19 protein-coding genes are annotated in these 18,648 nt (G+C 49.7%); 6 read left to right on the top strand and 13 right to left on the bottom strand.

The genetic code is table 11. The annotated features are described in order from the left end of the window. Nucleotides 1-72: 72 nt before the first annotated feature. The 3 genes from J3369_RS15810 to J3369_RS15800 all read right to left on the bottom strand — a co-directional run bounded on the left by J3369_RS15810 (nucleotide 73) and on the right by J3369_RS15800 (nucleotide 3,381). Nucleotides 73-636, bottom strand: coding sequence for a hydrolase (locus tag J3369_RS15810; RefSeq protein ID WP_349588623.1), 564 nt, complete (start codon nucleotides 634-636; stop codon nucleotides 73-75). Between the two features lie 540 nt (nucleotides 637-1,176). After that, the gene (locus tag J3369_RS15805) at nucleotides 1,177-2,586 is read right to left on the bottom strand and encodes an MFS transporter (RefSeq protein WP_349588620.1); all 1,410 of its coding nucleotides are present in this window, start codon (nucleotides 2,584-2,586) and stop codon (nucleotides 1,177-1,179) included. 21 nt (nucleotides 2,587-2,607) lie between these two features. Next, entirely contained in the window at nucleotides 2,608-3,381 is a 774-nt protein-coding gene (locus J3369_RS15800) for an IclR family transcriptional regulator (protein WP_349588617.1), read from the bottom strand. 260 nt (nucleotides 3,382-3,641) lie between these two features. On the opposite strand from J3369_RS15800, the gene J3369_RS15795 reads away from it, so the two are divergent. Beyond that, nucleotides 3,642-4,280, top strand: coding sequence for an RpiB/LacA/LacB family sugar-phosphate isomerase (locus J3369_RS15795; RefSeq protein ID WP_119502269.1), 639 nt, complete (start codon nucleotides 3,642-3,644; stop codon nucleotides 4,278-4,280). Between the two features lie 162 nt (nucleotides 4,281-4,442). Here J3369_RS15795 and J3369_RS15790 read toward each other — a convergent pair whose 3' ends face one another. Genes J3369_RS15790 through J3369_RS15775 form a run of 4 tightly spaced genes read right to left on the bottom strand, consistent with a single transcriptional unit; the run spans nucleotide 4,443 to nucleotide 8,042 of the window. After that, nucleotides 4,443-5,030, bottom strand: coding sequence for a BON domain-containing protein (locus J3369_RS15790; RefSeq protein ID WP_349588615.1), 588 nt, complete (start codon nucleotides 5,028-5,030; stop codon nucleotides 4,443-4,445). After that, nucleotides 5,030-5,629 (bottom strand): phosphoheptose isomerase, encoded by a 600-nt coding sequence (locus J3369_RS15785; protein ID WP_349588613.1) that lies wholly within the window; start codon nucleotides 5,627-5,629, stop codon nucleotides 5,030-5,032. The genes J3369_RS15790 and J3369_RS15785 overlap by 1 nt, the downstream gene beginning before the upstream one ends. A gap of 54 nt (nucleotides 5,630-5,683) precedes the next feature. After that, on the bottom strand, nucleotides 5,684-6,028 hold the full coding sequence (locus J3369_RS15780) for a YraN family protein (protein WP_349588611.1): 345 nt from the start codon (nucleotides 6,026-6,028) through the stop codon (nucleotides 5,684-5,686). 4 nt (nucleotides 6,029-6,032) lie between these two features. Further along, the gene (locus J3369_RS15775; protein WP_349588609.1) at nucleotides 6,033-8,042 is read right to left on the bottom strand and encodes a penicillin-binding protein activator; all 2,010 of its coding nucleotides are present in this window, start codon (nucleotides 8,040-8,042) and stop codon (nucleotides 6,033-6,035) included. A 212-nt stretch (nucleotides 8,043-8,254) separates the two neighbouring features. Here J3369_RS15775 and rsmI point away from each other — a divergent pair, with 212 nt between their 5' ends. Then, nucleotides 8,255-9,097, top strand: a complete 843-nt coding sequence (rsmI, locus tag J3369_RS15770) for a 16S rRNA (cytidine(1402)-2'-O)-methyltransferase (protein WP_349588607.1) — start codon at nucleotides 8,255-8,257, stop codon at nucleotides 9,095-9,097. A gap of 102 nt (nucleotides 9,098-9,199) precedes the next feature. Continuing rightward, nucleotides 9,200-9,466, top strand: coding sequence for a hypothetical protein (locus J3369_RS15765; protein ID WP_303572802.1), 267 nt, complete (start codon nucleotides 9,200-9,202; stop codon nucleotides 9,464-9,466). On the opposite strand, the gene mscL is transcribed toward J3369_RS15765, so the two are convergent. The 5 genes from mscL to J3369_RS15740 all read right to left on the bottom strand — a co-directional run bounded on the left by mscL (nucleotide 9,463) and on the right by J3369_RS15740 (nucleotide 13,888). Beyond that, complete coding sequence (mscL, locus tag J3369_RS15760; protein ID WP_349588603.1) at nucleotides 9,463-9,888, bottom strand: large conductance mechanosensitive channel protein MscL; 426 nt, start codon at nucleotides 9,886-9,888, stop codon at nucleotides 9,463-9,465. The two genes, J3369_RS15765 and mscL, sit on opposite strands and share 4 nt — an antisense overlap. A 124-nt stretch (nucleotides 9,889-10,012) precedes the next feature. Beyond that, on the bottom strand, nucleotides 10,013-11,143 hold the full coding sequence (gene nspC / locus J3369_RS15755; RefSeq protein WP_349588601.1) for a carboxynorspermidine decarboxylase: 1,131 nt from the start codon (nucleotides 11,141-11,143) through the stop codon (nucleotides 10,013-10,015). Nucleotides 11,144-11,157: 14 nt separating this feature from the next. Beyond that, a complete protein-coding gene (locus J3369_RS15750; RefSeq protein WP_349588598.1) occupies nucleotides 11,158-12,360 on the bottom strand; it encodes a saccharopine dehydrogenase family protein in 1,203 nt (400 codons plus the stop codon). Nucleotides 12,361-12,454: 94 nt separating this feature from the next. Further along, complete coding sequence (locus tag J3369_RS15745; protein ID WP_119502260.1) at nucleotides 12,455-12,856, bottom strand: hypothetical protein; 402 nt, start codon at nucleotides 12,854-12,856, stop codon at nucleotides 12,455-12,457. 129 nt (nucleotides 12,857-12,985) lie between these two features. Beyond that, nucleotides 12,986-13,888 carry a 1-aminocyclopropane-1-carboxylate deaminase/D-cysteine desulfhydrase gene (locus J3369_RS15740; RefSeq protein WP_349588596.1) on the bottom strand — a complete coding sequence of 301 codons (903 nt, stop codon included), beginning with the start codon at nucleotides 13,886-13,888 and terminating at the stop codon, nucleotides 12,986-12,988. Nucleotides 13,889-13,999: 111 nt separating this feature from the next. Between J3369_RS15740 and J3369_RS15735 the strand changes: the two genes are divergently transcribed. The 3 genes from J3369_RS15735 (at nucleotide 14,000) to J3369_RS15725 (ending at nucleotide 15,937) form a co-directional block, all read left to right on the top strand. Then, nucleotides 14,000-14,530: a chalcone isomerase family protein gene (locus J3369_RS15735; protein ID WP_349588593.1), complete on the top strand. Its 531-nt coding sequence runs from the start codon at nucleotides 14,000-14,002 to the stop codon at nucleotides 14,528-14,530. After that, nucleotides 14,527-15,066 carry a DUF3833 domain-containing protein gene (locus J3369_RS15730; RefSeq protein ID WP_349588590.1) on the top strand — a complete coding sequence of 180 codons (540 nt, stop codon included), beginning with the start codon at nucleotides 14,527-14,529 and terminating at the stop codon, nucleotides 15,064-15,066. The genes J3369_RS15735 and J3369_RS15730 overlap by 4 nt, the downstream gene beginning before the upstream one ends. Before the next feature lie 166 nt (nucleotides 15,067-15,232). Next, nucleotides 15,233-15,937: a GNAT family N-acetyltransferase gene (locus J3369_RS15725; protein WP_349588588.1), complete on the top strand. Its 705-nt coding sequence runs from the start codon at nucleotides 15,233-15,235 to the stop codon at nucleotides 15,935-15,937. A gap of 155 nt (nucleotides 15,938-16,092) precedes the next feature. Here J3369_RS15725 and J3369_RS15720 read toward each other — a convergent pair whose 3' ends face one another. Continuing rightward, nucleotides 16,093-18,564 (bottom strand): membrane-bound PQQ-dependent dehydrogenase, glucose/quinate/shikimate family, encoded by a 2,472-nt coding sequence (locus J3369_RS15720; protein ID WP_349588586.1) that lies wholly within the window; start codon nucleotides 18,562-18,564, stop codon nucleotides 16,093-16,095. Nucleotides 18,565-18,648: the final 84 nt, after the last annotated feature.

Genomic DNA, 18,648 nt, shown 5'->3' with positions numbered 1-18,648 from the left:
TTGTCGACAATTTTGTTAAGCATGCGTAAACCTGCAGAGCCTGCAATCACCGGCATTTTAGAAAGAGACGGGCTATTTCAGTATGTTCAGCACAGTTTTGAAGGCGGGGTGATGACAGGTTTTCATTAACCGGAATACGAGCATTTCAAAGCTGGTGAGCCGGACGCCGGCGTTGAGCATATTATTGATGGCCAAATTACGATCTGCCTGCTTGCGTGATGACACACAATCGGTAACAAGGTGAACCTGATAGCCTGCAGCGGTCATATCCATTACCGTTTGATACACACAAACATGAGCTTCGATACCGGCAACCAGCCAGTTTTTCACTTTGCTTTTTGACAGTTCAGACTTCAGAGCCGTTTCTGCAAAGCCGCTGAAGTGGTATTTCTCAATCAATGGAAAGGCATGAAGATGCTGCTTTAACTGAGGGATTGTATCGCCGAGACCCTGCGGGTTCTGTTCTAGCACGATGACGGGCAGCGATAAAGCTGTACAGCAGCGGATCAACTTTTCAGTCGTCGTTATGCACAGCTCACTGTCGTGGACCTGTCGGGCAAGGTTACCCTGAATGTCTACAATTAACAGACCACAATTATCTTCTGTCAGTTCATCGCTTTTTGTATTGAGTTGCATGTATTCACCATAACTTTCAATGACATTTTCAGGCATTCCACAGTATTACATTTGAGAGGAGGTATAAATACACACTACACCAAAAATTAGCAGCGCAGCGGGAGCCAGAATCAGGTAAAACCAATGGTTTATCAGAACCTTGTTATTCCGCACTGACAGGTACAATTTATCATTTATCTTAAAAATAGGCGTGAGTAAGCTGGTATCGCAAATATGTTCTTCCTGACCTGACGCAGGATGTTCGAATGTCAGTTTAAGAACTTTCGCTCTGCTGGAACGGGTTTCTGTACTGGCGTTCCTGTACACTTTTGCGGCCACTACAGCAGGTACTTTAATGGCCCGAAAAATGAAATAAAGACGGTGTAGCATCAGGAGCACAGAGCCAAGCAAAAACACCGCCCCGATAACTAAGCAATAAATCTTCATAATCCACACGCAACCGGAGCATACTATTTTCAAACATTGACACTATCACGTAACCCGGCTCATCGCTATTAACTGGTAACTCAAACAGGAACCGGCATTGTTACTTTAAACGAACTAGCTTTTGATGGCGGCCCGCTTATTTAAAATAGCATCACCTGCGTTAGCAGGCAGTTTTGCACTGTCTATGAGCGCAAGTAAAGAGACGGCGGCCATCATGTAGAAGGTCAGGCTGAAATCAAATACCGACGGATTTTCCGTTGAGGAGCCGGTTATCACTGTGGCCAGCGCAAGGGCGAGGGCGCCGGTGGTGATACCCAGACCACGTGTCATCTGCATGAGTACAGCACCTAAGGTATTGGCATCCCGCATTTCATGCTGCGGAATATCCGCGAAGCTGATGGTATTGAGGACGGTGAGGTGCATTGAGCGGTTCATGCCGCTGATAAACAGTACCAGCGCCATTAACCATGACGGAGTGGAAGCATCAAACTGTGCGATAGCGGCGAATCCGGCAGCAATAAATACAGTGTTGGCCAATAGTACAGTGCGGAATCCGAATGTATTCATGATCCATGTTGTTGCCGGCTTAATGGCCAGGTTACCTGCAAACAACCAGAGCAACAGCGTACCGGCTTCCACCGGTGTGAATCCCAGCGCCAGTTGGAGCATCAGGGGAATAAGGAACGGTGCGCTGGATAAGCCTATCCGGATTGCTGAGCCGCCGATTACAGTTATTCTGAAGGTGGCTACGGACATCGCCTTCAGTGAAAAAAGCGGGCCGGGTGAAACAGCCATGTGTCTGAAAGTGAGAATTAACAGAACGAGTCCGCATGAGGTGAGAATGCCGGGCACCAGCAGAGAGTCAGGCCGGCCGCTGAATGATTCCAGTCCCGCCATGAACAGGCCGAAACCAATCCCGCTTAAAAGAAATCCCGTGACATCGAAGCGCTGCGGCTCACTTTTATGATTTTCAATCAATACCATGCCTATGGCCAGAGCGATGATGCCAAGGGGGACATTCATTAAAAATATCCAGTGCCAGCTGAATGTCTGCGCTATCCATCCGCCCAGCACAGGGCCGATGAGCGGTGCAGCGAGGGCAGGCCAGGTAAGGATTGCCATGCCTCTTACAATCTGATTTTTCGGTAACGCCCGTAATACAACAAGCCGGCCTACGGGCACCATCATGGCTCCGCCGAGTCCCTGTAAAATTCGGGCTCCGGTGAAAGTATACAGGTTTGTACTGATGGCACAGAGCACTGACGCAATCACGAATACACAGATTGCCGCACAAAAAACCGTTTTAGGACCCAGCCGGTCAGCCGCCCAGCCGCTGATGGGAATGAAAACCGTCACGGCTACCAGATAGGCTGATATGCCCACGGATAAATGGGCGGCAGCAACATCAAAGTCGGCAGCAATGATGGGCAGTGCTGTACTGATCACCGTTGCGTCAAGTATTTCCATAAACAGTGTGGCGGCAACCAGTAATGCGGTTGCTGTTTTGCGGTCAAATTTACTCATTATTTCCGTTTAAATGTGTGGTCAGGCGTCGTTCTGACGACGCAATTGATAAGCATCTCTGTAGATACCACGGGCAGCTTCTTTCGCTAACTCTGCGACTTCAGGTACTGATGCCTGACTGAAAGTTACTGCCGGAGCCGTGATCCCCACTGCTGCCACGACAATACCGCGGTTGTCCCGCACCGGCACCGCCAGACAACGCACATCTTCATTCAGTTCCCGTTCGTCGACGGCGTAGCCGAGAGCCGTAATGCGCTGAAGTTCCGCTTCAAGGCTGGCTTTGTCTGTTATCGTGTAAGCGGTATGTCGTTCCAGCGGATGCTCTGCAATATATAAATCCAGATTCTCTCTGTACAAAAAGGCCAGAAAAACCTTACCGGTGGAGGAACAGTGCATCTGAGCCTGTCCGCCGGGACGTTTCGATACCATCATCGGGTTCGGGCTGTCGACGACTTCCACGATCAGCACTTTCCCGTTATTGGGTACTGCAAGGTGTGCAGTATGACCACTTTTCAGTGCAAGCCGCTGAATGTGCGGGATTGCAAGCTGATGCATATGGTCTGCATTGATCATATGTAAACCAAGGCGTGTCAGTTCATTTCCGCAGCGGTAAATTTTTCCTTTTTTCTCCAGCATCTGCTCATGGCAAAGGGTACGCAGCAACCGGAACAGTGTCGTGCGCGGTAAATCGAGCTGCTGCTCAATGTCGTGCATGGTCATGCCCTGTGAGGAAGCTGCAAGTATGCGAAAGATCTGGCAGGCGTGAGTTACGCTGGGGATCAGGTATTTATCCATTATTCACCTTTTGTGCGTCTGCGGCCATGTCAATTTCGCTCCGGTGCAATGACATTCAAAAGAACCGCCCGGAAGGCGCTCTGAATTCGCAGAAACACTATTGTACATGTTATTTCATAAGACGCCGACATTGCTGACAGGATTACCTTTGAGAGGATTTTTCCATATATGAAACGAAACGGCGAAACACACCGCCGGGCGTTTACTTTGGCGGGAATTATCGCCAACATTTCCGCCATAACTTTGTTTGGAGATTTTCCATGCGTATTGCATTAATGAATGAATTTAGTCAGGCGTCCAAAAACGCCGTTGTACTTGAACAACTTGAGTCTGTGGCTGCTGAGCAGGGTCACGAAGTGTTCAATGTGGGAATGAAAGATGACAACGACCACCGTCTGACTTATATCCATCTGGGTATTATTTCCGCTTTATTGCTGAACAGCAAAGCGGTTGATTTTGTTATTTCAGGCTGCGGTACAGGGCAGGGCGCGCTGATGTCACTGAACGCCTGGCCGGGTGTTGTTTGTGGCTATTGTATCGATCCTGCTGATGCCTATCTGTTTGCCCAGATTAATAACGGTAACGCGCTGGCATTGCCTTTTGCTAAGGGTTTTGGCTGGGGTGCAGAACTGAATGTGCGCTATATGTTTGAAAAAGCGTTTACCGGTGAGACCGGGCTGGGTTATCCGCCGGAGCGTCGTGAATCACAGAATGCCAATGCCATCATTCTGAATGATGTGAAGGCGGCGACAAACAAGCCAATCCTTGAAGCTCTGGCAGCCTTACCTGAAGACTTACTGAAAACGGCAACCGGTGGTGCGCAGTTCCAGGAATGTTTCTTCAGTAACAGTCAGGACGAAGCGCTGAGTGCCTTTGTGAAGGAAGTGGTAAACAGTTAATCCGCGCAGCGGACAAAATAAGTTAAAAATTATCTGGCCCGGAAGCTAAAGCCGGAAATGAATAAACCGGATAATAAGTACTTAAAAAACGACTACTCATAAAAAATGCTGGCACTGCCAGCATTTTTTATTTGTCTGTATCCGACCGGGATAAGCTGACGCTTACATGATCTCGAAGGCGCGGATGACCCGTGTAACACCATTTACGTTACGGGCAATGTCGACCGCATAGGTGCCTTCCTGATTAGTGACTCTGCCCATTAAAAACACTTCGCTGTTCTGAACAATCACTCTGACCTGCAAAGAAGGAACCCGCTCGTCGGCCACCAGCTTAGTTTTTACTTTTGATGCCAGCCAGATATCGTTGGCCTGTGTCGAGGCGTCAATGGGCATTGCCTGGCGGATTTGGTTGTGTATTTTTTTAACGTACTCTACTTTCTCCACACCGGCTATAGCTTCATCGATGAGGATCTGACTGGGTGCCTGTCCTGTGATGAGGGCGACACCGTTGTAAATATCAACCTGAAGATTAGCCCCTTTCTTCAGCGCTTCACTTTTAGACCACTGATAGGACACCTGACCTTCTGCGGTCTGGTCGTCCAGCTGGGTACCTACTGTTCGCCGATCATTGGCGACTTTAGCTGTCAACGCACCGGCTGCGCCGACGGCCACCACTGCGCAGCCCTGAACGCTGCTGAGCAGAGAAAATATAACCAGAGCGGATGCTGCCTTCCTTGTACTACACCACATTAATGTTCGTCTCCGTGATCTGCAGGGAATAATATATCATCTATACATTCACATAAATTGTGAATCACAAGTAGATGAACTTCCTGAATTCGCGCCGTTCTGTTAGAAGGCACCCTGATTTCAACATCATGTTCACTGAGGAATCCGGCCATTTCACCACCATCTTTTCCGGTCAGTGCGACGATAGTCATATCCCGGGAAAGTGCGGCTTCCACGGCTGCAATGATGTTTCTTGAATTGCCACTGCTGCTGATGGCCAGCAGGATATCACCCGGTTGACCGAGTGCCCGTACCTGACGGGCAAACACTTCATCATAACTGGCGTCATTGGCAATGGAGGTCATGGTTGAGGTATCGGTATTCATGGCGATGGCCGGCAGGCTGGGACGATCCCTTTCAAACCGGTTAAGCATTTCCGATGAAAAGCGTTGCGCTTCGCTGGCCGAGCCGCCGTTGCCACAACTCAGAATTTTATTTCCTCTGATCAGCGCATCAACCATCATATACGCGGCTTTACCAATAGCTTCCGGTAATACCTCGATAGCAGAAATCTTGGTTTGAATACTCTCGGTAAAATTTTCTTTTATTTTTTCTATCATAGTATTTCACTGATCATCCGCGGGCGTCCACGTTCAGCGAACCACTCACGGTTTTCACACATTCTTAAGCCATTGTAACTTATCACCATCTAATGCTACCACATCCACTCTCGCGAGTGTGTGTATCGGGTTAAGACCACATGACAGTATATAATGTTCAAAGGTGCGTTTGACTTTTCTGAGCTTTGAAGGCGTAACAAACTCTGCAGCGCTGCCGTAGCCATCGTCATCACGATACTTTACTTCAATACAGACCAGGGTGTCATTTTCCCGCATCACCAGGTCCAGTTCGCCGGTTTTCGCGGTGTAATTTGAACACAAAAAAAGCAGGCCCTGTCCTTCGAGGTAGTGGCGGGCTGTTTGCTCAGCCCGTAAACCGGTATCTCTGGCAGTGGCCATAATGTCAGTGTCCCGGTACGGCAGCCTTTCCTGAGGAGAGCATTTGAACCGCTTCGTTGCTGATCACTGCCTGGGGCAGGGTACGAACTACATCGCCCTGAGTGTTAATGCTGAGTGTACCGGTTAATCCGGACAGTTGTGTTTGCGGTAAAGCCATCATGGATGGCATGTGAGGAAGCAGATTGTAAGCGTCTACACCGAAGGCGAACAGCCTGGACATTTGCGTTGAACGCTGTGGCCAGAGGTTTTCTGAGCGGCTTTGCAAGGTTTGCCACTGATGCTGTGGCAACATCCAGGGCATGTCCAGAAAGCGCACATTCTGCAAATCACGCCACTGGTTTTTGGTGTCGTCATACTCAATAGAACGGGAGGTGGCGAAAACCGGCACTGTCTGCCCGTTGAAAGGGCTCAGGCTGGCTTCTACCATGGGGTTCAGCAATTCAGTCTGCTCAGGCGATGCGAAAACAATGATGGCATCTACGTCCCGGCGGTTGCGGGGCACGTTATACAGTTTTTCGTTAACCATGTACTCAATCTGCTTAATTCTGTCGTGACTTTGAGCCACGTCCAGCGACTGAGTAATGCCTTCACGCAGGCTATTGCTGTCGGTAAATTGCACGGTGGTTAATTTAACCTGTTTTCCCTGTGCTTTATTGCCATTTAATTCCTGCCAGCGGGTAGTGAACGCAGTTTCCATACGTTGATTGATGCTGTTCTGAGCAGAAACGACGATAGGCGCTTTAAATCCGTTCTGGTAAATATAATCAGCAAGCTGGGTTGCTTCATCTTCCGGCGCAAGGGCGAAGAAAGCTTGCTGAGAGGTGGCTGCGGGCTGAAGATTAAGGGCATTCCCGGCCTGTTCAGTGATGTCTGCCAGCGAAGGAACATCTGACGTCAACGTATTGCCTGTTAAACCTTGCAGGTTATCTCCGGCTGCTACTGCGTCGGCGCGGTTAAGGGCAAGAAGGTGGGTGCCGGCAGGGATACGGTGCATAATACCTTCGACATTTTCCTTCAATAGCGGCCCAATCACCCATTTGTAGCCATGTATTGCGTTAAGCAATTCATCCGCTGTTTTGTTCCGGGTATCAATAAAGTTCAGTGATACCGGTTGTTCACCTGCGCGCAGAGCGCTGGCCTGGTCGTAATAAGCGGAGAGTAAGCCTTCTTTAATTGTTGTGCCCGTTGCGCCAAGTTTGCCGCTTAAAGGCAATAATACGGCTACTTCACGGGGTTGCTCTGTGCGTAATTCCGCACCGGCAACGACACTGGCGGGCATATATTCACTGACCGGATGTCCGCGATAAACCTGATTGAACTGAACCAGTGCGCGGCTTAAGCCTGCCGGAGACAAACCTTCCGTTGCTGCCAGGTCATACAGAGCAAGGTAAGGCCGGAGTGTGGCGGAGGATGCCTGAGCCTGTTGTCGCTGAGACGGTGTGGCATGGTTAACCAGTGCCCAGATTTTCTCCACACTTTGTACAGAAGGTTCCAGTGATTCTGCATACGCTTCTGCTGCTCCTGTCCAGTCATGCTTGCGCTCAAGTATCGTTGCACGCAGCGCCTGCTTGCGGCGCTTCAGATCACCGGCCGTAGCAAGAGGAGACAGCAGTGACAGTAATTCGTCGTCGCTGGCAGCGTCATCGCCGTTATACAAAGTTGCAATCAGGAAATTCAAACGAAGACGGTTTTCTTCTTCTACGCCATCTTCTTTTAATGACAGCAGTATTGCCTGTGCTTTAGTGCTTTCATTTTTTTGCAGGTACAGGTCTGCGGCATCAAGCAGATAGCGGTTACGCTGAACGGCATCATGGTTGTCCTCCCATGCAGACCGGGCTTTCTTAATCAGCGACTCCGGAGAGTCGTCTATGTTCACTACAGGTACCTGAGTGTTTGATTCAACCGGCGCGCGGGATTGCACGGTTTTAGGTGTACTGCCACAACCGGCGAGTACTAACGCGCTGGCAATGAGAGTAAGTTGTGAGAAGCGGAGGCAACCTGCAGACAAATTCACCGAAAATTCCTTCTGATGAGAAACCACGTCAGTGTAACGAAAACACACAGAAAATCTATGTTTGCAGCGATAAACTGTCCCTTCGTCATGCTACAATCCGGATACAACAGCTCCTGCCAGGGTGTCCGGCGGGCTACGCATCCGCTGCGCCGGTTTCAGCGCCGCCGCTAATGTCAGTTACCTGCGCTTTTTATTTTGTATGAGATAACACTATGTCTGAATCTGCAACGCTCTATATTGTTCCCACTCCGATTGGCAACCTGGATGATATTTCACCCCGGGCATTAACCATTTTGTCGGAAGTGGACTGGATTGCAGCAGAAGATACCCGGCATACTCATAAACTGTTACAGCACTTTTCCGTCAATACACGCACACTGTCATTGCATGAGCATAATGAAGATAAACGCACTGCCATGTTATGCCAGCGTTTAAAAGACGGGGAAGCTGTTGCTCTGGTCAGTGATGCCGGTACGCCTCTTATCAGCGACCCGGGGTTTATACTGGTTCGCCGTTGCCGTGAAGAGGGGATCCCTGTTGTGGCATTACCCGGCCCGTGTGCCGCGATCACCGCGCTGAGTGCATCCGGTTTGCCCACAGATAAATTTATGTTCGAAGGCTTTTTGCCACCCAAAACCGGACCGCGTAAACAAGTACTGGAAGGGTTGAGCGAACGGACATTCACAACGGTGTATTACGAGGCGCCAAGACGGGTACTGGATACTGTACAGGATGTTTGTGAGACCCTTGGCGAACACCGTCATATTGTGCTGGCAAAGGAGTTGACCAAAACCTTTGAGACTTACGTTGATGGTGCAGCAAAGGACGTGGCTGAGTGGCTGCAGGAAGACCCGGTGCGTCAGAAAGGGGAATTTGTACTGATGATCAGCCCGGCTGCTGCTCAACAAAAAGCGTTGCCGCCGGAAGCATTATCACTACTGGCGTCACTTAAGCCGTTGTTGCCTTTGAAAAAAGCGGCAGCCATTGTTGCGGAACACTATAACCTTAAAAAGAATGCGCTGTATCAGGCTGGTCTGGAGATGGATGGGGAATAACCGGAAAACGGAGAAACACCCATCACGGATAAAGATGATTGATCCGCAGTTCATGCATGTGGATACAAATCTGCACAGTAAAAAAGGAAAACAGGAGCGACCATGATTGAAAAGACGTTGTCTATCGAAATCAACAAGGGAACATGGATGCTCGACGTAGTGGCCGAGCGTAATGATGATGGTGTCTATGATCTGATTTACCCGCATAAAGAAGCGAAGATCCATGTGCACGAAGAGCACATGTACGGGCTCGAGTACAGTATCAGTGCACCGGAAGGGACGGAGTTTAAGATTCTTCTGGACGGAGAATTGCTGCTGGATGACCGCGTCAGTCACACCGGTATCTGCCGCGGTAGCTGCGTTATCTAACCCTCGTTCTTTTTCACCAGGGCGTCACGGATTTCCTGCAGCAATGCGATATCACGTGGCGTCTTTACGGTTTTATCCTTCGGATCTTCCGCTTTCTCTTTCAGCTTGTTGAAAGTGCGCACCATCATAAATACAACACCAGCAACAATAAGAAAGTTAATTAGCGCATTGATGAACAGACCGTAGCTTACAACCACGGCTCCGGCTTCACGTGCAGCCTGAACAGAAGCGAATTCACCGCCTGATAAATTGACGTACAGATCAGAAAAATCCACGTTGTTCGTGAACATGCCAATGACCGGCATGAGCACGTCGTCCACCAGTGACTTCACCACAGTAGTGAACGCTGCACCGATAATTATACCAACGGCGAGGTCGAGTACGTTGCCTCTTGCAATGAAGTTCTTAAAGTCCTGCCACATATATGCTGTTTCCTGTTTTAAAGTAGTATTGATACAAGTTTAAGCAGGGCGGAGTTCAGCTTGCAGGCATAAAAAAAGACTGCTGATTTTTCAAGGCAGTCTTTTCGTTTATTGCCGGCGCGTTTTAAGACAAACGGCCTTTAAAATCTTCGTAGCTGAACTGACGGATCAGATCAAAGGTTCCGTCTGACCGCAGAATGCCAATCCCCGGATGCTCAACACCGTTGAAGAACGTGGTTTTCACCATTGTATAATGGATCATGTCTTCAAACTGCAAACGGTCACCAATTTCCAGCGGTTTATCAAAGGAATAGGTGTCAATCACATCACCCGCCAGACAGGAATTACCGCCTAAACGGTAATCGTGAGCTTTTTCGCCCGGTTCACCGGCACCCAAAATAGCAGGACGGTAAGGCATTTCCAGAACGTCCGGCATGTGTGCAGTGGCGGAAATATCAAGAATGGCAATTTTGCCTTCATTCTCAACAATATCGACTACTTCGGCGATTAATGGTCCGGTCTGCCAGGCAACGGCAGAACCCGGTTCCATAATCACATCGAGGTGAGGATAACGGGCTTTGAAGTCTTTCAGCGTTGCAATTAAATGCTCAACATCATAACCGGCACGGGTCATCAGGTGACCACCGCCCAGATTGAGCCATTTCAGTGACGGCAGCCATTTAGCGAACCGTGCCTCAATGGCCTTCAATGTGCGTTCAGTGGCGAAGGAATCACACTCACACAGGTTGTGACAATGAAAACCTTCAATACCTGTTAAATCCACACCTTCAAGCTCAGAAGCACGGATCCCCAGGCGGGAGCCGGGGGCAGCCGGGTCATATAACGGGGTATCAGCTTCCTGATGTTCAGGATTGATACGTAATCCCATGGATATGCCGCCCAGCGCTTCACGGTGGGTATGCCACTGATTGATGCTGTTAAACGAGATATGGTTGACCAGATTTTTCAGCTCAGCAATATCAGCCTGCTTGTAAGCCGGAGAGTATGCATGGACTTCTTTGTCCATCTCCGCGGCCAGTTTAGCTTCCCATACTGAGCTTGCTGTTGCACCGTGCAGGTAAGGTTTGATGATGTCAAAGCTGGACCACATAGAGAACCCTTTGAGCGCAAGAATAATACGCACGCCGGATTCGTCCTGAACACGCTTCATCAACGTCACATTACGAATTAACTTTTCCTCTTCCAGCACATAGCAGGGAGAAGGAATATCATTTCGCTGTGTTAAATCAGTCAACCTGTTGTCTCCAATTAACGTTTGAACGGACTTTCGTCACACTCAATAACATGCCACGGTAAACCGTGAATGTTCAGCTGCTCCATGAACGGATCCGGATCAAATTGCTCCATATTCCATACGCCTGGCGCTTTCCACTTGTTCTGCAGCATCATCATTGCGCCAAGCATGGCCGGAACACCGGTGGTGTACGATACGGCCTGTGCGCCCACTTCTTCATTACAGACTGCATGGTCACAGTTGTTGTAGATGAAGATAGTTTTCTCTTTGCCGTCTTTCACACCGGTAATATAGGTACCGATACACGTTTGACCTGTGTAGCCTTCAGCCAGTGAACCCGGGTTAGGTAATACCGCTTTCAGGAACTCCAGAGGGACAATTTTCTGACCTTGGAAATCCACAGGCTCAATGCTGGTCATGCCGATACCTTCAAGCACGCGCAGGTGATTCAGGTAAGCATCACCGAAAGTCATCCAGAAACGGGCACGTTTCAGAGTAGGGAAGTGCTTAACAATCGATTCCAGTTCTTCGTGGAACATGAGGTAAGACGCACGGACACCAATGTTCTGGTAATCCAGATTTTCACGCACGCTCAACGGATCAGTTTCTTTCCATTCGCCATTTTCCCAGAAACGGCCGCGCTGAGTGATTTCACGGATATTAATTTCAGGGTTAAAATTAGTCGCGAATGCCTGACCGTGGTCGCCGCCATTACAGTCAACGATATCCAGATAATGGATTTCGTCAAAGTAGTGCTTTGCAGCGTAAGCGGTGTATACGTTCGTTACGCCCGGATCAAACCCTGAGCCTAACAACGCCATAATGCCGGCATCTTTGAACTTATCCTGATAAGCCCATTGCCAGCTGTATTCGAATTTAGCTTCGTCTTTGGGTTCGTAGTTCGCAGTATCCAGGTAATCTGTTTTGGTTGCCAGACACGCGTCCATGATTGGCAGATCCTGGTACGGCAGCGCCAGATTGATCAGCAAGTCAGGCTTTACTTCGTTAATCAGTTTTTCAACTTCAGCAGCATTGTCAGCATCAACGGTATAAACCGCTTTTACGCGATCAGCACCAACTTCTTTTTGCAGGGCTTCGCACTTGGATACAGTTCGGCTGGCCAGATAAATTTCATCAAAATATTCTGGCAGGCGGGCACATTTTTTCACTGTTACAGCGGCAACACCGCCAGCACCAATAATTAAAACGCGAGACATATTTTTATTTCCCGTGACGTTAGGTAAATTTGCGCTGAATGCTAGCAGACATCAACTTTTTGGCAAGCAAAGTTAGCCGGTAACCAGCAATTTTTCAGCCCGGAATTGGCGGGGATACCACAATCTTTTTCCCGACCCGGAAGTAGGGATACAGTAGCATAGTTTCATCGCCGTTTGGATGACCGGCATTGATGGCAATGGCGTTGAGTTGTTTGTGTCTGTCTGTGGTAACGGTTGCGGCGTATACCAGCACACTGTAGCTGTCAGTATCAGTGGTGGTATCGATGATTCGCCATTGAAGCTGTTCGATAAGGTAACTTTCATTTTCGCCGTGGCAACGGTCGTCAGCAAACAGGCAGCCGACGCGGCCATCTTCATAAATTGCAGCAAAAGGATACAACGCGCTGCAGTGAGGAAGCATAAGTTCACAGAGATGAAGTGAGCGGTTAACCAGCAATTGCAGTGGTTCGGGCAATTGTTGCGGATTATTAATCAATCTGGTTCTCCTGATAAAACGTGTTGATTTTTAAGTGTAAAAATTCAACGAAAAAGATAACCCTGCACATAATCTTTAAGCAGACAGAATATGTGCATTGAAACGGGGAAAGTGCCCGTTCAGATCACATCACCGTGCGCCCTGAAGACCTCCAGTATGCACTAATAACACAGCAGAACCAGAGGAAAATTGACAGTTGGCAATCATATCTTTAACGGCAGCAAACATTTTCCCTGAATAGACAGGCTCAACAGGTATGTTGTAGCTGCGCTGCATATCATTACAAAACGCTTTCAGTTCTTCGGGTGCTTTGCCGTAACCACCGCAATGATACTGATGATGAATCTGCCATGCAGGCATCGCGGTGTCCGGCGGAAGCAGGCTCTCTACCAGTGATTCAAGGTACGCTTCACCCTTAAGCACTGCAATGCCTGTTGCGCTCTGTGGTTTTTTTAGTGCGGTAATTAACCCTGCCAGAGTCGCGCCGCTGCCCACGGGGACGACGACATGATCAAATTTCACATCACATTCTTCAACTATTTCTGCCACGCCTTTCAGCGCGAGATGCTGACTGCCACCTTCCGGAATGGTTACTGAACGGGGATAACGTTGAGATAAAGACGAGAGCCAGTCAGGATCATTCCGCAGTTTGTAGGTTTTTTTATCAACGAAGTGGATGTCCGCCTGCCAGCGATACAAATCTTCCAGCATGGGAGTAAGGTTCGTTGAGTAATCTCCCCGCACAATTGCCGTGAATGGCAAACCAGACAATGCACATAAAAAGCCGCAGGCATGAAGATGATTAGAAAAGCCGCCACCAAAACTGATGATGCGTTCACAACCGGCGGGCAGAGCATTGAAGGTATATTTCAGCTTCCGCCATTTATTACCGGATATGACCGGGTGGATGAGGTCATCCCGTTTTATAAACAGATTCAGTTTATCCGCACCCGGCCAGTCAGGGTGGAATGGTTGCAACGGTGAAGGCAGCAATAGCTCTCCGGTATCGTGCAGAGAAATTGGTGAGGTCATTAATATAAATTGTTCTGAACAGCTACATTAACAGATGTTAATGAATGATCAGGCCGGGTGCAAAGCTTGTAATCACTATTAGTTACCTGTTCCGGATAACGGAGGTTTCCCATGTTTATGAAAACGGCCGGTGCGCTGGCTTTATCTGTATTTATGTATTCTGCCGCAGCAGATTCAGTCTCTGATCCGGAGGCCGGATTTTGGCCAGACAAGGCAAAACTGGCCGGAGAATCACGGCTCAGCTATCTGTTTTGGGATGTATACGACATCAGGTTGTTTACCGCTGATGGCAGCTGGCAGGATAAACGTCCGTTCGCCCTTGAACTCACCTACCTGCGCGATTTTAACGGCAAAGACATTGCAGACCGGTCGGTGAAAGAGATGAAGGAGCAGGGGATCTCTGACAAAGCCGTTCTTGACCGCTGGGAAAAGGAACTGAAAGCGCTGTTTCCTGATGTTGAAGAGGGCGACCGCCTGACTGGGGTGGCTGACAGTCAGGGAAATACACAGTTTTATTATAACGACGAACCGCTGGGCAAAGTTGAGGAAGAAGCGTTTACTGACGCATTTTTTGCTATCTGGCTGGCGGAAAACACCTCAGAGCCTGCTGTTCGCAAAGCCCTGACCGGAGAGAGAAAATGAAATCAGTTTTACGTATTTTGCTTGCTGTTACCTTTGTTACAGGACTGGCAGGTTGCGCCGGCGCGCCTGAGGGCGATACATACCGTCAGCAAACGCCTGCATTCGATTTGTATCAGTTTTTCAGCGGTGACGTTAAGGCCTGGGGCATTGTGCAGGACCGTTCAGGTGAAGTGGTGCAGCGCTTCATCGTCGATATAAATGCCCGTCAGGAAGGCGATGCACTCATTCTTGAAGAGGCCTTCACTTATCAGCTCGGTGACGGCGTGAAAAAGCGCACCTGGCGCATTACTCCGCAGGGAAATGGCCGGTACGCCGGTGAAGCGGGCGATATTCTGGGAACCGCAAAGGGCACCAGTTACGGCAATGCCTTCAACTTTACCTACAGCATGGATTTGCCTGTTGACGACACCACCTACGAAGTTGCCTTTGATGACTGGTTTTTTGGCATGTCTGAAGACACCATGATGAATCGTTCTTATATAAAGAAATTTGGCATCACCATGGCGGAAGTGACTATTTTTATGCAGAAGCAATGAGTTTTATAACTGCAAAGTCCTGCATGCTGTTCTATACCGGTAAGCGGCGACTGAAATTTCAGTCGTCGCCAGCTGACGGCGCTTTAATGTGAAAGAATAGTGGCACTTACTACAGTTCCGGTGGTAGCGTACTTTCAGTTCAAATTAACCCCCGCAAAAGTACAAAATGAAACTGAATGAATACGGACAGCCTGTTGGCGATGCTTTGCCAGACTGGCAACCTGTGGAGCCGCCGGCAGCATTGCGCATTGATGGCAAGTTTTGCTGTCTGGAACGCCTCGACGCACAACGTCATGGTGAAAGCCTGTATCATGCCTTTCAGCAAAATGAAGACGGGCGGAGCTGGACCTATTTACCTTACGGGCCGTTTGAGTCATTGCAGGAATACCGCGACTTCCTGCTCGGCATAGAGGCTAAAAAAGACCCTTATCAGTTTGCCATAATCGATAAAGTCTCAGGTCGTGCAGCCGGTACCGTTTCTCTGATGAGAATCGATGTGACAAATGGCGTTATCGAAACCGGCCATCTGGTTTACTCACTTTTGATGCAGCGCACGGCGATTTCTACAGAAGTGATGTTGTTACTGCTTGAATATGTGTTTATCACACTCGGATACCGCCGGCTGGAATGGAAATGTGATGCATTGAATGCCCCGTCCAGAGCAGCAGCGGAGCGCTTTGGCTTTACTTTTGAAGGTGTTTTCCGGCAGATGCTGGTCACACAGGGGCGAAACCGCGATACCGCATGGTATGCAATCCTGGATTACGAGTATGCAAAAATGCGGGCCGGATATGCAGCCTGGCTTGCGTCTGATAACTTCGATGCAGCAGGGCGACAAAAGCAAAAGTTAGCTGAATTTCTTCAAAACTAAAGGCATGTGTTTGGCGGCTGTTTGAGTTCCTCCGTGTGCCGGGATTTATCCCGAAAACGGAGACCGGAACATAAACTGGCAAACGCTTCCCCTCACCGGCAGGCGGAGAAGGGAAGCGTTTGAGATTAGGGGAATACCCCCTTACTAAAAAGCTATCACAGCTGTCCTGATGTACTACCTGCACCGGAAGCACTGGGGGCGATGTTATCGGGCAAGGCATAAGCTATGACATAGTCACCCACCGGCGTTTCCATAAAATGGTGGCCGCCGGCCATGATCACCAGATACTCTTTGCCGTCCTGTTCATACACCATAGGGTTGGCCTGAGCGCTGGTGGGAAGTTCATCCTGCCATACCGTGTCACCGGTATTTATATCGATAGCACGGATAAGCCCGTCAGTGGCTGCTGCAATGAAAATCAAATCACCGGCTGTCACTACTGCGCCACCGTTGTTTGGTGTGCCGATATTGATTGGCAGGTGAGAGGCAATACCGAACGGACCATTGTTACGGGCGGTACCAAGAGGTCTGTCCCACAGGGTTTTGCCGGTAGCGATATCAATGGCACGTATCCCACCGTAAGGCGGTTCTTTACACAGCAGGCCGGTAAATGGCAGACGCCAGCCAGCATTCACATCAATACCGTAGGGCGTGCCTACCTGAGGATCGCCTGCACCTTCAGCGCCGCCTGCCGGACCACCGAACTTTTCATTCTCTTCTGCACGGGTCAGCCAGCCTTCTTTATCAACTATGTCGCGGGGAACCAGTTTGTTATACATGGGCATATCATTGTAATTGGCAATCATAACGCCACGCTCAGGGTCGATAGCTACACTTCCCCAGTCAGAGCCGCCATTGTAGCTGGGATACTGGATCCAGCGTTGATTGACAGTTGGCGGGGTATACATACCGTCATAAGCGGCTTCCTGAAATTGTATGCGGCACGCCAGTTGATCAAATGGTGTGATCCCCCACATATCCTGCGCTGTCAGCGGTGGTTTGCGCAGAGCGTGATATTCACTTACCGGCTGCGTGGCTGAGCGCTCTTCCGGCTCAACACCACCCTGAGCCACAGGTTTTTCAGTCACCCCGGTGAGAGGCTTGCCTGTTCTGCGGTCAAGCACATACAAATCGCCCTGTTTGGATGGCAGCATCAACGCAGGCACTGTACCGTTTTCGACAGGGAAGTCGAGCAGAGTAACCTGAGAACCTAAATCATAATCCCACACATCGGCATGCACGGTCTGAAAATGCCAGACGGGCTTGCCGGTGTTTACATCAATAGCAACCAGTGAGCTGGAATATTCATGCTCTTCTTCGCGGCGCATGGAGCTGTAGTAATCTGCAGTTGAGTTACCCATAGGCAAATAAACCAGACCAAGTTCGTTGTCGCCCGTACCTGTAGTCCACATGTTCGGCGTACCGCGGGTGTAGGTTTCACCCTCAGGAGGAATGGTGTCTATGTCCGGGCGAACCATATCCCATGCCCATTTCAGTTCGCCGGTCACTGCATCGTAGGCCTTAATGACGCCGGATGGTTCGTAGCGGGCTTGTCCGTCGATAACCTGATGGCCGGTGATAATCACTCCCTGAACAATGTTAGGTACGCCGGTAATGGCTACATAACCGTCGGGAGTTTCTCCCATATGTTCCTTGATGCTTACCTGGCCGTGGTCGCCAAAATCTTCGCAAGGTTTGCCGGTATCCGCATCCACTTCGATAATACGGCCGTCCAGGGTGCCTTCGACAATGCGGGCTTTACAGGTTGTCTGTCCTTCTGCCATCGCACTGGCCGGTGTTTCGTAGTACGCCACTCCGCGGCAGGCGGCAGTGTAAGGAATATCTTTTTGATCCAGTCCGGCATCGTACTTCCAGATTTGCTTACCGGTTTTACTATCCAGTGCAAACATATTGTTCAGGCCTGAGCACAGATAAAGCCGGTCGTTCACTTTGATAGGCGTGGTTTCCGCTCCCCAGCTTTTTACGTCCATCTCGCCGGTTCTGAATTCCCAGGCACGGGTGAGTCCGGATACGTTATCTGTATTAATTTGTGTGAGGGGAGAGTACCGGGTAGCAGCATTATCGCGACCGTAGGCCGGCCAGTCTCCGCTGGGGGGCTGGTCCGCTCTATCCAGCTGACCGGTGTAGGTTGAAAATGAGGTTTTGGCTGTAGCGGGAACGGCATCGTATTGATTAAAGCCGTAGGGAACAAAAGCGAGGGCAAAGGCTACAACAAAAATTGCCACAGATGCGCCGGCATACGTGTAAGACAACGTCTTACTGAATGGTTGTTTTAACCGGGGCATGGTTAAGGCGACCAGGAGCGCCAGCACCATTACCACATCAAGCCTGGGTACCCAGCGCCAGTAGTCCGGGCCGGATTCCCATGCGGACCATACAACAGTGCCCAGCACAACCAGGCCATACATCCACACACCGGCACGTGATTGTCTGGCCAGAAGAAAAGCAGAGATCAGCATGCCAATACCCGCAAGAAGATAGTACCAGCTGCCACCTGCGGCAGCGAGCCAGCCACCGCCAACAAGCAATGGCAGACCGCATAAAACCAGCAGGGCAGACACAAATAATGTGTACTTGCTGGCAGAAGTCTGACTGGAAGTCGTCACAGTAAAATCCTTCTTAAAAATTGTAAGAAAAGGCCTCTGATGCAGAGGTCTGAAACAGTGCGCGTACAGAACAACGCGACGGGA

This window comes from Alteromonas sp. NFXS44 (assembly GCF_040148705.1).
Taxonomy (GTDB): domain Bacteria; phylum Pseudomonadota; class Gammaproteobacteria; order Enterobacterales; family Alteromonadaceae; genus Alteromonas.
This window is presented reverse-complemented; position numbering and strand designations above follow the sequence as displayed.

What these genes read in the sequence shown, in the direction of transcription:
- J3369_RS15810 (WP_349588623.1), bottom strand. Translation starts at nt 636, where the DNA reads ATGCAACTCAATACAAAAAGCGATGAACTGACAGAAGATAATTGTGGT.
- J3369_RS15805 (WP_349588620.1), bottom strand. Translation starts at nt 2,586, where the DNA reads ATGAGTAAATTTGACCGCAAAACAGCAACCGCATTACTGGTTGCCGCC.
- J3369_RS15800 (WP_349588617.1), bottom strand. Translation starts at nt 3,381, where the DNA reads ATGGATAAATACCTGATCCCCAGCGTAACTCACGCCTGCCAGATCTTT.
- J3369_RS15795 (WP_119502269.1), top strand. Translation starts at nt 3,642, where the DNA reads ATGCGTATTGCATTAATGAATGAATTTAGTCAGGCGTCCAAAAACGCC.
- J3369_RS15790 (WP_349588615.1), bottom strand. Translation starts at nt 5,030, where the DNA reads ATGTGGTGTAGTACAAGGAAGGCAGCATCCGCTCTGGTTATATTTTCT.
- J3369_RS15785 (WP_349588613.1), bottom strand. Translation starts at nt 5,629, where the DNA reads ATGATAGAAAAAATAAAAGAAAATTTTACCGAGAGTATTCAAACCAAG.
- J3369_RS15780 (WP_349588611.1), bottom strand. Translation starts at nt 6,028, where the DNA reads ATGGCCACTGCCAGAGATACCGGTTTACGGGCTGAGCAAACAGCCCGC.
- rsmI (WP_349588607.1), top strand. Translation starts at nt 8,255, where the DNA reads ATGTCTGAATCTGCAACGCTCTATATTGTTCCCACTCCGATTGGCAAC.
- J3369_RS15765 (WP_303572802.1), top strand. Translation starts at nt 9,200, where the DNA reads ATGATTGAAAAGACGTTGTCTATCGAAATCAACAAGGGAACATGGATG.
- mscL (WP_349588603.1), bottom strand. Translation starts at nt 9,888, where the DNA reads ATGTGGCAGGACTTTAAGAACTTCATTGCAAGAGGCAACGTACTCGAC.
- J3369_RS15750 (WP_349588598.1), bottom strand. Translation starts at nt 12,360, where the DNA reads ATGTCTCGCGTTTTAATTATTGGTGCTGGCGGTGTTGCCGCTGTAACA.
- J3369_RS15740 (WP_349588596.1), bottom strand. Translation starts at nt 13,888, where the DNA reads ATGACCTCACCAATTTCTCTGCACGATACCGGAGAGCTATTGCTGCCT.
- J3369_RS15735 (WP_349588593.1), top strand. Translation starts at nt 14,000, where the DNA reads ATGTTTATGAAAACGGCCGGTGCGCTGGCTTTATCTGTATTTATGTAT.
- J3369_RS15730 (WP_349588590.1), top strand. Translation starts at nt 14,527, where the DNA reads ATGAAATCAGTTTTACGTATTTTGCTTGCTGTTACCTTTGTTACAGGA.
- J3369_RS15725 (WP_349588588.1), top strand. Translation starts at nt 15,233, where the DNA reads ATGAAACTGAATGAATACGGACAGCCTGTTGGCGATGCTTTGCCAGAC.